The following is a 12,350-nucleotide window of genomic DNA, read 5'->3' as shown; positions in this document are numbered from 1 at the left end:
GCCGCGCCCCGTGAGAGGCCCTCACGCGGCCCCGGAACCACGACGGGGGCCGGAGGGCCGCCGAGGCGGACTCCGGCCCCCACAGGGGCGTCACAGCGACGCGTGCGTCAGACGGCTGCCTCTCCGTCACGGCCGGCGCGACGGCGCTGGTACGCCACGACGGCCGCGCCGAGCCCCAGCGCGAGCACCGCGGCGCCGCCGAGCAGACCCACGCCCTGGGCGCCGGTGAGCGCCAGACCACCGTCGGCGTCGTCGCCCGAACCGCCGCCGGACGCGGAGCCGGCGTCGTCGGTGTCGTCGCCGGAGGTGTCCCCGTCACCCGAGCCGGGGCCCGACGGGTCGTCCGAGGGGCCGCCGTCGGAGCCGCCCGTGCCGTCGTCGCCCGGCGCGCCGGGGGCGTTCAGGACGATCCACGCGACGTCGTTGGATTCGTCGGATTCGTAGGGGTTGTTCCAGTCGGGCAGCGCGACCCGGCCCTTGGCGCCCTCCACGACCCGGTCGACGCGCAGTTCGAACGGGAAGGTGAACCGGGCGTCCTCCAGCATCGGAGTGGGAGCGAAGCAGAGGTAGGCGGGGTCGCTCCCGTTGACGCCGGCGGGCATGCACTTCTCCGGCGCCTTGGTGAACGTCGCCCCCGTCGGCGGGGTGACCGTGAAGGAGAACGGCTCGCCGCCGGACCGCAGGGCGCCGATCCAGGCCGGCCCGTTGTTGCGGAAGCCGATCTCCACGTCGACCTTCTCCCCGGCCGCTCCGGACGCCGAGGCGCCGGTCAGCTCCAGGTCGTAGGTGTTGGTCCTCGGCAGGTCCAGCTCGGCGTACTTGGTGTACTGCGCGGGGTCGGCGTCCGCCACGCGCTCCAGCGTCAGGTCGGGTCCGCCGCCCTGCCGGCGGCCCTGGTGCAGCGTCTTCTCCTCGCCCGGCTCCAGAGGGTCGAACGAGTAGGAGAAGATGTCGTTCAGCGCGAAGTCCGCGGTCCGCACCCGCACCTGCCGGGACAGCGCGTACGCCGTTCCCGCCCCGAGGGTGTCCGGGAAGGTGCAGAGCACCTCGGTGCGCTGCCGCAGCAGGTCGCCGGTGTTGATGTCGGACGACGAGCAGTTGCCGTACGTGTCGGGGAAGGACAGTCCGCGCGAGCCGAGCAGCCGCAGCACCGTGCCCTGGGCCGGCAGCCCGCCGACGTTCATCACGCCGAGCGGCAGCTCGAAGTCGTCGCCGGGCATGACGCCCTCCGGCGCGGACAGTTCACGGTTCAGCAGCTCAGGCCCGCCGACGCGCACGTCCACGGTGAGCGGCGTGAACTCCAGCCCCTCGCCCTCACCGGTGACGACGATCTTCCCGGTGTCGCCGGCCTCGCTGTCGTCGGAGAGGTCGAGCCGGATGCCGCCGACCCGGTTGAAGGTCGTGCCCGCGTACAGCTCGTAGCCCGTGCAGACCGCGACCAGGCCGTCGGCGTCGCAGGGCAGGTCGGCCTCCGCGACGCCCTTCAGTCCGCTGGCGTCGATGCGGATCGTGTAGTCGCCGCGGTGCACCGCCGGGACCTCGCCGTCGCCCTCGAACTCCTCGCCCGGGACGTCGAGCCGCAGGTCGACCTGCGGCTCGGTGGGGTCGCCGTTGTCCGAGTGGAGGGACAGGTCCACCCGGTCCTCGCCCGTGATCACCACCGGGAGGGGCGCCTCGGCCGCGTGGGCCGCGCCCTGGACCCCGGCGGCGGCCAGGGCCGTCGCGCCCACCGCTCCCAGCGCCGCGAGCCGCGCGCGCAGCCGTCTCGCCTGCTGTGTCATGAAAAGGCTCTTTCGTCGAACGGGACGTGCCCGGCTGGGTCACGTCCCGTTCGACACCCCCCGGAGTCGATCAGTTGTTCACGGCCGCGTCACGCGACGATCACGATCCGGCACCGCGACCGGAGATGCCGGACATGCCCGCCGACTCCGGTCGCGCGCACGGCCGTTCACGCCTTCGGGGCCACCTTGCTCAGCCCGTTGATGATGCGGTCCATCGCGTCGCCGCCCGTGGGGTCGGTCAGGTTGGCGAGGAGCTTCAGCGTGAACTTCATCAGCATCGGGTGCGTCAGGCCGCGCTGGGCGGCGATCTGCATGACCTTCGGGTTGCCGATGAGCTTCACGAAGGCGCGGCCCAGCGTGTAGTAGCCGCCGTAGGTGTCCTTCAGGACGCGCGGGTAGCGCTGGAGGGCGATCTCCCGCTGGGCCGGGGTGGACCGGGCGTGCGCCTGGACGATCACGTCGGCGGCGAGCTGCCCGGACTCCATGGCGTAGGCGATGCCCTCGCCGTTGAACGGGTTCACCAGGCCGCCCGCGTCGCCGACGAGCAGCAGACCGCGCGTGTAGTGCGGCTGGCGGTTGAAGGCCATGGGGAGCGCGGCGCCGCGGATCGGTCCCGTCATGTTGTCCGGGGTGTAGCCCCAGTCCTCCGGCATGGACGCGCACCAGGCCTTGAGGACCTCGCGCCAGTCCAGCTCCTTGAAGGAGTCGGAGGTGTTGAGCACGCCGAGGCCGACGTTGGACGTGCCGTCGCCCATGCCGAAGATCCAGCCGTAGCCGGGCAGCAGCCGGTCCTGCGGGCCGCGCCGGTCCCACAGCTCCAGCCAGGACTCCAGGTAGTCGTCGTCGTGGCGGGGCGAGGTGAAGTACGTGCGCACGGCGACGCCCATCGGGCGGTCCTCGCGCCGGTGCAGGCCCATCGCGAGGGACAGCCGGGTGGAGTTGCCGTCGGCGGCCACCACCAGCGGGGCGTGGAAGGTGACCTCCCGCTTGTCCTCGCCGAGCTTGGCCTTCACACCGGTGATGCGGCCGGTGCGGTCGTCGACGACCGGCGCGCCCACGTTGCACCGCTCGTACAGCCGGGCGCCCGCCTTCTGCGCCTGCCGGGCGAGCTGCTCGTCGAAGTCGTCGCGCTTGCGGACGAGTCCGTAGTCGGGGAAGGAGGCGAGATCCGGCCAGTCGAGCTGGAGGCGGACGCCGCCGCCGATGATGCGCAGGCCCTTGTTGCGCAGCCAGCCGGCCTCCTCGGAGATGTCGATGCCCATCGACACCAGCTGCTTCACGGCGCGCGGGGTGAGACCGTCGCCGCACACCTTCTCGCGCGGGAACTCGGTCTTCTCCAGCAGGAGCACGTCCAGGCCGGACCGGGCCAGGTGGTAGGCGGTGGTGGAGCCGGCTGGCCCCGCGCCCACGACGATCACATCTGCGGTGTTGTCGGAGAGGGGCTCGGTCACGGCGGGATCTCCCCAGAGTTCGAAATCTTCGTGCCGACCGGCACTGGACACAGGCAGTCTATTCAGCGGACGTGATCACCCGGCTGAAGGGCTGCCCCGTGAACCGAGCACTCCCCGCTGTACGGCTGCGGGTTCCCACCGACGAGGACGCCGTCACCTGGCACCGCATCTTCGCCCATCCCGACGTGATGGAGTTCCACGGCGGCCGGCCGGCGGAGCTGTCGGTCTACGAGGAACTCACCGCCCGCCAGCGCCGGCACGACGCCGAGCTGGGCTTCTGCCTGTGGTCCATGCTCGACGAGGAGGGGCGGGTCATCGGCTTCACCGGCGCCCAGCCCTGGGAGCGCGAGTGGGGTCCCACGGGCGAGATCGAGATCGGCTGGCGGCTGGCCCGCGAGCACTGGGGCAAGGGGTACGTCACGGCGGCGGCCCTGCAGACGCTGGACCGGGTGCGGGCGGCGGGCCTGACGGACGTGGTGGCGCTGGTGAAGGCCCGCAACGCCCGCTCGACAGCGGTGACCCAGCGGCTGGGCATGCGGCTCGCCGAGACGTTCACCGTCCCCGCCTCGGGCGAGGAGTGCCACTGCTACCGCCTCGACCTCTGACACACCCTGTTGACGGCTACTCTGCGTAGCGATTTGTCACGGACCATCACGCAGTGCTTCCGTCGGACGCGCCCCCGGCCTACCCTTCCGGTACCGCTGGGGGTGACGTCCATGCGTTTGACACCCGAGGGACACGGGACCGGCGACGTGCGCGTGCCGCGCCTGGTCGGGCTGATGGCCGTCGACGCGCGCGAGTCGGTCCGCGCGCTGGGCCTGGTCGTCGACGCGCCCGGCCGGCCGGACTTCCCGCACGCCGTCGTGGACTACGTGGTCCGCCAGTACCCGCAGCCCGGCACGTTCGTGCCCCGCCACTCCGTGGTGCACGTGTGGCTGGACTTCGGCGAGGGCGAGGGCGGCGGAGGGGTGCGCGAGCCGCGCGGCCCGCTGCCGCCGCCGGGCGGGCTGCGGCGCGAGCTGGAGGAGCCGGGCGCGGGCGCGGTGGCGCCCCTGGTGGTGCTCGGCTCCCCCTGAAGCGTGTCGGTGCTCAGCTCTCCTTGAAGCCCCGGTGCAGGGCCACCACGCCGCCGGTGAGGTTGCGCCAGGCCACCTTGGACCAGCCGGCGCCCTTCAGCCGCTCGGCCAGCGCGGGCTGGTCGGGCCAGGCGCGGATGGACTCGGCGAGGTAGACGTACGCGTCCGGGTTCGAGGACACCGTGCGCGCGACGGGCGGGAGCGCGCGCATCAGGTACTCGGTGTAGACCGTGCGGAACGGCGTCCACGTCGGGTGCGAGAACTCGCAGATGACGATGCGCCCGCCGGGCCGGGTCACCCGGTGCATCTCGCGCAGGGCCGCGTCGGTGTCCTGCACGTTGCGCAGGCCGAAGGAGATGGTGACGGCGTCGAACACGTCGTCCTTGAACGGCAGCCGGGTCGCGTCGCCGGCCGTGTACGGCAGCCAGGTGTTGGTGCGCTTGCCGACCCGGAGCATGCCCTGGGAGAAGTCGCAGGGCACGACGTAGGCGCCGGTGCGGGCGAAGGGCAGGGAGGAGGTGCCGGTGCCGGCCGCCAGGTCCAGGATCTTCTGCGCGGGCCGCGCGTCGACCGCCTTCGCGACCTCCTTGCGCCAGCGCCGGTCCTGTCCGAGGGACAGCACGTCGTTGGTCAGGTCGTACCGTTCCGCGACGTCGTCGAACATCGAGGCGACTTCATGCGGCTGCTTGTCCAGGGATGCGCGGGTCACGGAGTCATTCTTGCAGCCCGCCCGGCCGGCGCGGGCGTCGGCTCGTCCCGGGCGGTACGGCCTTCGCCGGCCGGCGCCCATGCGTACCCTGTGAGTTCCGCCCGGGACCACACGAACCGGGCCGTCCGCCGGGAATCCCCGAAATCCGGGTGTACATCCTCGGAAAGCACACAGAATCCTGTGCCATGATCACCCCTCTCCGACGCCGTCCCGAGAACGGAACGAACCCGATACGCGGTCCGCTGTCCACCGCCGGCGGGTTCGCCCTCCTCGCCGCCCTGGCCCTGGCCGGCGCGGGCTGCTCCGCCGGGGACGAGGCGGCGGAAGCGAACCCGGGATCCTCCGCGCCCGTCGCGTACGCGCCCTACGTCAACGCCTCCACCGCCTCCGGCACCGACACGGCGGGCTCCCCCACGGCGTACAACCTGGCGTTCGTCATCTCCTCCGGCGGTGACTGCGCCCCGGCCTGGGACGGTGTCCAGGACGTCGACGACGCGCACGTGACGTCCCGGATCGCGGCGCTCACCCGGACCGGCGCCGATGTGCGGGTCTCCTTCGGCGGCGCCCACGGCGACGAACTGGCGGCCGTCTGCGACACCGCCGAGGACCTGGCCGCGGCGTACGGCACGGCGCTGGACGCGGCCGGCGCCACCCGTGCCGACTTCGACGTCGAGGGCGACGAACTCGCCGACTCCGCCTCCGTGGACCGGCGTTCGGAGGCGATCGCCCTGCTCCAGGAGGAACGCGACGGCCTGGAGGTGACGTTCACCCTCCCCGTCATGCCGCCCGGGCTCGACGAGGACGGCCTGGCGCTGCTGGAGTCCGCGAACGACCACCACGTCGAGGTCACCACCGTCAACCTGATGACGATGAACTACGCCGAGTCCTACGACGGCGACATGGGCGACTACGCGCTCGCCGCCGCCCGGTCGGCGCACGCCCAGCTCCGGGACGTCTTCGGGCTGTCCGAGGCCGCCGCCTGGCGGGGCATGGCGCTCACCCCGATGCTCGGCGTCAACGACGTGGAGAACGAGACGTTCACGCTCGAGGACGCGGCGCAGGTGCGGGCCTTCGCGGAGGACAAGGGCGTCGCGTGGGTGTCGGTCTGGTCGGCGTTCCGGGACCGTCCGTGCGACGGGAAGGGGGCGGACGACCCGCTGACCGACTGCAGCGGGGTGGAGCAGGAGACCGGCGCGTTCGGGGACACGCTGGCAGGGTGAGAACCGCCGGCCGTGCGGTCAGCGCCGCCGGTGGACGAGCCGTCCGCCGACCACGGTGGCCACGCAGGTGGACGCGCCCTCCCGGACCAGCGCGGCGCGGTCGGGCACGTCGAACACCGCGAACCGTGCGGGGCTCCCGGCGGTGAGCGGAGGCAGCAGCACGAGCGGCGCCGGGGAGAGCGACGGCGGCCCGGGCAGCCCGGGCGGACGGCCCCCGAACACGAGCCCGGCCCTGCGCACGGCGTCCAGGGCCTCGCGGCCGCGGATCTCCCCGCCCACGGCGACCGTCCCGTGCGCCAGCAGCCGCTGCACCCCGCGGCGGGCGCTGGCGCCCCGTGCGGTGGGCGCGGAGGCGAGCAGGGCCCGCGCCCGCAGCCCGAACAGCGGCTCGGTGCCGAGGCGGTCGGCCTCGCGCGGGTCGGGGTGGTAGGCCTGCTCCAGCAGCTCCGGGCCGTACGGGTTGAGCAGGCCGGGCGTCAGGATGCCGGGCCACCGGCGCACCCGGGCGTCCGGGTGCGCGGCGGCCAGTTCCTCGTACGGGCCGACGGCCGCCAGCTGCGCGCCGTCGACCAGGACGGCGGTCTCGGGCGAGGCCTCGGCCACGTGAAGGGTCAGCACGCGCTGGTCAGTTGGCCGGCAGGAGCTTCAGCTCCGGGTGGGCCGTGCCCCCCTCGATGGCGGTGGACGAGATGTGCGAGACCACGCGGTCGTCGACCGGGTCGTTCGCCGGGTCGTCGTGCACCACGAGGTGGTCGTACGTCGTGGAGCGCTGCGCCGGGACCCGGCCCGCCTTGCGGATCAGGTCGATGATCTCCAGCCGGTTGGAGCGGTGCTTGGCGCCGGCGGAGGAGACGACGTTCTCCTCCAGCATGATCGAGCCGAGGTCGTCCGCGCCGTAGTGCAGGGAGAGCTGGCCGACCTCCTTGCCGGTGGTGAGCCACGAGCCCTGGATGTGGGCGACGTTGTCGAGGAACAGGCGGGCGATGGCGATCATCCGCAGGTACTCGAAGATCGTGGCCTGGGTGCGGCCCTTCAGGTGGTTGTTCTCCGGCTGGTACGTGTACGGGATGAACGCGCGGAAGCCGCCCGTGCGGTCCTGCACGTCACGGATCATCCGCAGGTGCTCGATCCGCTCGGCGTTGGTCTCGCCGGTGCCCATCAGCATGGTGGAGGTGGACTCCACGCCCAGGTTGTGGGCGATCTCCATGATCTCCAGCCAGCGCTCGCCGGACTCCTTCAGCGGGGCGATCGCCTTGCGCGGGCGCTCCGGGAGCAGTTCGGCGCCGGCGCCGGCGAAAGAGTCGAGACCGGCCGCGTGGATCCGGGTGATCGCCTCCTCGACGCTCACCTTGGAGATCCGCGCCATGTGCTCGACCTCGCTCGCCCCCAGGCTGTGGATGACGAGCTGCGGGAACTCCTTCTTGATGGCCGCGAAGTGCTTCTCGTAGTACTCGACGCCGTAGTCCGGGTGGTGACCGCCCTGGAACATGATCTGCGTGCCGCCCAGCTCCACGGTCTCCGCGCAGCGGCGCAGGATGTCGTCGAGGTCGCGGGTCCAGCCCTTCCCGGTGTCCTTGGGGGCCGCGTAGAAGGCGCAGAACCTGCACGCCGTGACACACACGTTCGTGTAGTTGATGTTCCGCTCGATGATGTACGTGGCGATGTGCTCGGTGCCCGCGTACCGGAGGCGGCGGGCCGCGTCGGCGGCGGCGCCCAGCGCGTGCAGCGGGGCGTCGCGGTAGAGGACCAGGGCCTCTTCGGGGGTGATCCGCCCACCCGCGGCGGCACGGTCGAGGACGGGCTGAAGGTCGGCCTTCTCGGTCACCGGTGTCCCTTTCGCAGGGGTGTGGACGGACGGAATCAGCGTACGTCAGCCGGTTCCGCGCGCCGACGTCAGGCCGTGTACGCGCCGATCAGCAGCCCCGCGAAGGCCCCGCTGATCAGGAACGGCCCGAACGGGATCGACGTCTTGCGGCCCGCCTTCCGGGCGACGACGAGCCCGCCGCCGTACAGCGCCCCGCACAGGAACCCGGCCAGCGTGCCCAGCAGCACGGTGGGCCAGCCGTACCAGCCGAGGACCGCGCCCGCGCCGAGCGCCAGCTTCACGTCGCCGAAGCCCATCCCGGCCGGGTTGATGAGGAACAGCACGAAGTAGCCCGCGCCCAGCGCGAGCGCGCCCAGCAGGGCCGTGGTCCACTCCCCCGCGTGCTCGGGGACCAGCGCGGTCAGCCCCAGCAGCACCAGGGCCGTGGCGGCGAACGGCAGGGTGAGCGGGTCGGGCAGCCGCTGCACCCGGAAGTCCACCGTGGCGAGCAGCACGCCCGCGGGCGCCAGCAGCAGCCACACCGCCAGCTCCGGACGGGTCCCGGTGGCGGCGGCGAGGAGCGCGCACACCAGCGCGGTGACCATGACGGGGACGGCCGCGCCCGTGCCGTACGGGGTGCCTCCGCACGTCCGGCAGCGGGCCGGACCCAGCCAGCCCGCGAGCGGGTGCCCCTGCGGGCACGCCGTGCGCCACTCCTCCCCGGCCGGGACGGCGAACCGGTGGGCGGCACGCGGCAGCAGCGTCCCGGCCGCCGCGCCCCACAGCGCGGCGAGGGCGACCAGCGCGTACTGAAGGCCGTCGGTCATCCCGTGCGGCCGCTCAGCCGGCCGCCGCGACCGCGTCGCGCCACGTCGGCAGCAGTTCGTCGAGCAGCGCCTCGGTGCGCGGCGGCAGCCCGCGCGCACCACTGCGGGTCACCAGGTCGGACGCGAGGGCGGTGAGCCGCTGCGGGTCGTCCAGGGCGTGGGTCGCGCGCAGCAGTTCGTTCCACAGCCGCTCGTCGGCGGGCGCGGTGCGCAGCGCGGCGTTCAGCGCCTCGATGGCCTTCTCCGCGCGGTCCTTCTCCATGTGGAACTCGGCGAGCGCCAGCCCGGTGTCCGCGACGAGCAGCGGGAGTTGCGCGTCGACGATCTCGTGGGTGAGCCAGCGGTAGCGGCCCTCGGGCCGGTCGGCGAGCAGCGGGCCGCGCACCAGCACCAGCGCGTCGGTGAGCAGCCGCCCGCGCACCGCACGGCTGTCGACGCCCTTGCCCTGCGTCGCCTCGTGGTACAGCGAGCGCAGCACGTCCAGGTCGGACACCACGGACTTGGCGAGGGTGAGCCGGCCGGCGTCGTCGGTGCGCAGCCGCGGGGTGCCGTCGGGGTCGGTGCCCAGCCAGTCCCGCAGCCGGTCCAGCAGCGCCTGGCGCACGTCGTCGGTGACGCCGCGCGGCCACAGCGCGGAGGACAGCACCCGCGGGTGCACGCCCTCGCGGTGCAGGAGCAGCAACGCCAGCGCCTCGTGCAGCAGCGCGCTCCGCTCCCCGTCCGGCGTCTCCAGGCCGATGATCTCGTACGGCCCGACCAGCCGCGCGTACACCGCGGGCCGGCCCTGCTCGCTGATGTCGACCAGGAATGGCGGGGTGGTGCCGGGGCCGTCGGGGCTGCGCTCCGGGTCGGTGTCGGTGAACAGCTCGACGACCGCCCGCCGTTGGGCGGCGGGCAGGAGCTGCGCGTCGAGTTCCAGGCCGAGCAGCGGGGCGAGCAGCCGGCCCTCGCCGGTGATCTCCATCTCCCAGGCGGCGCCCTGCAGATCGCCGCTGCCGGTGCCGACGAGGTAGCCGATGCCGAGACGGCCGGCGTCCGCGGCGAGTTCGGCGAGCGTCATGGCGTCCTCGGGGGACGGCTCGGCGGCCAGCAGCACCAGGTGCGGGGCCCAGCGGGTGTGCTGCGCGGGGCCCGTGCGGCCGGTCAGCACGGAGTCGTGGCCGGCCGCGCCGAGCGCGCCGCGCCGCTGACGGGTCTCCGCATCCATCGTCTCGATCAGCGCCTCGATGCCGTCGAGGTGGCGCAGCCGGCTGGGCGCGAGGGCGGTGAGGTCCTCGCCGAATCCGACGAGGGTGATGGTCATGCGGTCCGACCAGCCGTTGGTGGCCAGTTCGGCGGCGACGGACGCGAACACCGCCGCGCGGTCCTCCTCGCGGCCGCTCAGCGACACGATGCCGGGCACCGACTCCAGGTTGAGCAGCAGCCGGGAGTCGTCCATCGTGCCGAGGCTGACCAGGCCCGGGTAGGGCGCGGCCGTGTCGACGTCCTCGTACGACTCGGCGTCGGCGCGGGCCAGCATCCAGAACGTCTGGTCCTGCCCGAGCTGCCACGGGGACGGCGGCTTGCCGGACGGCTGGGCGAGCTGGAGGTGCAGGTCGCCGTTGCTCATCCAGGCCGCGTAGACCGTGGGCAGCGGGCGGGACTCGGCGGCCAGCGACGCGGCGAGCCCGCGCAGCGACCGGTCCAGCAGCCGTACGCCCTCGGGGTCGGCGCCGACCAGCAGGGCGTCCTGCACGTCGAGGGCGTCGCCGGTGGGGGTGGGCGGCTCCATGCCGCGCCGGCCGCCGATGCCGGCGAACGCCGACTGCCACAGGGCCTGGCGGCGGCGGTGGCCGAGGGCGCCGAGCAGGCCGGCGGCGAGGAGCGGGGCGGTCAGCAGGGCCTCGGGCAGCCCGAAGGACGAGGAGTCCTCGGCGGGCGTGGCGACCTGGTCCGGCGCGGGGCGCCGGAGGTCGGCGTGGTCGGTTCCGGGGGCGGGGCGCTGCTGGGGCAGGTCGACGTGGGCGGCGCCGCCGCCGCTGCCCTGTGCCTGGTCGCCCCCTTGTGCCTGGTCGCCGCCCTGTGCCTGGTCGCCGCCCTGTGCCTGGTCGCCGTCGCCGGTCCTGGCGTAGTCGCTGATCTGCTGCTGCACCTCGGGCGACACCTTCGGGGCGTCGTCCGGCATCTCGACGAGGTCGCCGCCGCGCGCGTCACCGGGCATCTCCATGATCCAGCCGGGCCGGATCAGACTGGCCTCGGACAGCCGCGAACCGTCCGGCTGCACACGGTCCTTGTTGAGCTCGAAGATCTCCTTGTAGCGGCGGCCGTCGCCGAGGTGGCGCTCGGCGATCTCCCACAGGGAGTCGTGGTGACGCCCCTCCGGCGGCTGGATCCGGTAGAACTTCGTGTCGCCCTGCTTCTTGGCGGCGGCGGGGGTCGCCTCGGTGTGCGAGGCCTGCTCGGCGACCGCGGCGGCGGTGGAGGCCGCCTGCTCCTGCTGCTGGGCGAAGAGGCCCGGCGTCTGCTGGGCGGCGGCCACGGTGGGCCGCTGGTTGTCGTCGTAGGTCTGGCCGAGCTGCGCGAGGGACGGCGTGAAGCTGGCGGCGGTCGCGCCGACGAGCAGCAGCGCGGCGACGAGCTGCCGGGCGAGCAGCTGGCTCGGCCCGGCGCCGGGCACCCGCCCGGGCACGCCGACGCCCGACAGCGCGGCCTTCATCTCCACCAGCACGCAGGCGGTGAACTGCGCCCAGGCGAGCCACACGACGAACGTGAGGATGCCGAGGAACGTCGAGACGGAGATGTCCTGCTTGAGCCACTCCATCGGCTCGAACGACTCCGGGAACGGCCAGCCCGCCGTCATCGCCAGCGCCGCCGGCACCCCGACGAGGAGCACCGCGAGCGCGACGAACGCGAGGAACGCCTTCACGAAGTCCCCGAACGTCCGCTGCCGCACCCGCACCGGCTGCGGCGTGCGGTTCCTCGGAGCCGTCGAGCTGGACGGGCTGGGACTGCGGCGTCGCGGCATGGCGGGTGTCCTGGGGTGTGGGAGGAAGGGGGCATCGGGACTACGGGGATCTTATTGACTCGAATGGCCGCAGTCGAAGGGGTACCGCCCGACTCCGCTCCCCCACGGCGCACGGCCCCTGGAACCCCCTTGCCAAGTTCGACCCTCGCGCCGCGCCGCGCCTTTGCCGCCCCGCCCTTGGGTTCGTGTTGTCGGCGGGGGTGGCGGTCACGGGGTGTGGTGGTGGCGAGGACGGCCCCGGCGTGGGACACCTCGCCTTCACTTCGACGAGCCGTCGGACCCGGACGAGGCGGCCGCCCTCGACGCCAGGACGACCGCGTCGGGCCCGGCCGCGGTGCTGGTCACCTTCTGCGAGGACCAGTCCGGGGTCTACGGCAAGGCACAGGGGAAGGCGACGGAGTGCGGGGCCTGAGCTTGCCCGGACCGTAGTGTTCGCCACAGTGACGGCACACTCCGCACGTTCCCCACACAACCCCCC

Annotated in this window: 11 protein-coding genes; 4 read left to right on the top strand and 7 right to left on the bottom strand. The window is 73.5% G+C overall.

The window, feature by feature from the left end:
- Window positions 1–107: 107 nt before the first annotated feature.
- Both AY578_RS19180 and AY578_RS19175 read right to left on the bottom strand, forming a co-directional pair.
- Window positions 108–1,781 (bottom strand): COG1361 family protein, encoded by a 1,674-nt coding sequence (locus AY578_RS19180; RefSeq protein ID WP_258903158.1) that lies wholly within the window; start codon window positions 1,779–1,781, stop codon window positions 108–110.
- Window positions 1,782–1,948: 167 nt separating this feature from the next.
- Window positions 1,949–3,232, bottom strand: a complete 1,284-nt coding sequence (locus AY578_RS19175; protein WP_019524480.1) for a geranylgeranyl reductase family protein — start codon at window positions 3,230–3,232, stop codon at window positions 1,949–1,951.
- Window positions 3,233–3,330: 98 nt separating this feature from the next.
- On the opposite strand from AY578_RS19175, the gene AY578_RS19170 reads away from it, so the two are divergent.
- Together AY578_RS19170 and AY578_RS19165 are read left to right on the top strand one after the other, a co-directional pair.
- The gene (locus AY578_RS19170) at window positions 3,331–3,837 is read left to right on the top strand and encodes a GNAT family N-acetyltransferase (protein ID WP_026243753.1); all 507 of its coding nucleotides are present in this window, start codon (window positions 3,331–3,333) and stop codon (window positions 3,835–3,837) included.
- 111 nt (window positions 3,838–3,948) lie between these two features.
- Window positions 3,949–4,308 carry a PASTA domain-containing protein gene (locus AY578_RS19165; protein WP_136238150.1) on the top strand — a complete coding sequence of 120 codons (360 nt, stop codon included), beginning with the start codon at window positions 3,949–3,951 and terminating at the stop codon, window positions 4,306–4,308.
- Window positions 4,309–4,321: 13 nt separating this feature from the next.
- Here AY578_RS19165 and AY578_RS19160 read toward each other — a convergent pair whose 3' ends face one another.
- Window positions 4,322–5,017 (bottom strand): demethylmenaquinone methyltransferase, encoded by a 696-nt coding sequence (locus tag AY578_RS19160; RefSeq protein ID WP_028960040.1) that lies wholly within the window; start codon window positions 5,015–5,017, stop codon window positions 4,322–4,324.
- Between the two features lie 185 nt (window positions 5,018–5,202).
- On the opposite strand from AY578_RS19160, the gene AY578_RS19155 reads away from it, so the two are divergent.
- A complete protein-coding gene (locus AY578_RS19155) occupies window positions 5,203–6,237 on the top strand; it encodes a chitinase (RefSeq protein WP_237556932.1) in 1,035 nt (344 codons plus the stop codon).
- A gap of 18 nt (window positions 6,238–6,255) precedes the next feature.
- Here the strand turns inward: AY578_RS19155 and AY578_RS19150 are convergent, their stop codons facing one another.
- The 4 genes from AY578_RS19150 to AY578_RS19135 form a co-directional block, all read right to left on the bottom strand.
- Window positions 6,256–6,855 (bottom strand): imidazolonepropionase-like domain-containing protein, encoded by a 600-nt coding sequence (locus tag AY578_RS19150; RefSeq protein WP_136238149.1) that lies wholly within the window; start codon window positions 6,853–6,855, stop codon window positions 6,256–6,258.
- Window positions 6,856–6,862: 7 nt separating this feature from the next.
- Entirely contained in the window at window positions 6,863–8,062 is a 1,200-nt protein-coding gene (gene mqnC / locus AY578_RS19145) for a cyclic dehypoxanthinyl futalosine synthase (RefSeq protein WP_019524474.1), read from the bottom strand.
- A gap of 68 nt (window positions 8,063–8,130) precedes the next feature.
- Complete coding sequence (locus AY578_RS19140; protein ID WP_136238148.1) at window positions 8,131–8,868, bottom strand: prepilin peptidase; 738 nt, start codon at window positions 8,866–8,868, stop codon at window positions 8,131–8,133.
- Between the two features lie 13 nt (window positions 8,869–8,881).
- Entirely contained in the window at window positions 8,882–11,872 is a 2,991-nt protein-coding gene (locus tag AY578_RS19135; protein ID WP_161231939.1) for a BTAD domain-containing putative transcriptional regulator, read from the bottom strand.
- Window positions 11,873–12,086: 214 nt separating this feature from the next.
- On the opposite strand from AY578_RS19135, the gene AY578_RS19130 reads away from it, so the two are divergent.
- Window positions 12,087–12,284, top strand: a complete 198-nt coding sequence (locus tag AY578_RS19130; RefSeq protein WP_161231940.1) for a hypothetical protein — start codon at window positions 12,087–12,089, stop codon at window positions 12,282–12,284.
- Window positions 12,285–12,350: the final 66 nt, after the last annotated feature.

The sequence above is a fragment of the Streptomyces thermocarboxydus genome (assembly GCF_024760485.1).
In the GTDB taxonomy this organism is placed as follows: domain Bacteria; phylum Actinomycetota; class Actinomycetes; order Streptomycetales; family Streptomycetaceae; genus Streptomyces; species Streptomyces cellulosae.
This window is presented reverse-complemented; position numbering and strand designations above follow the sequence as displayed.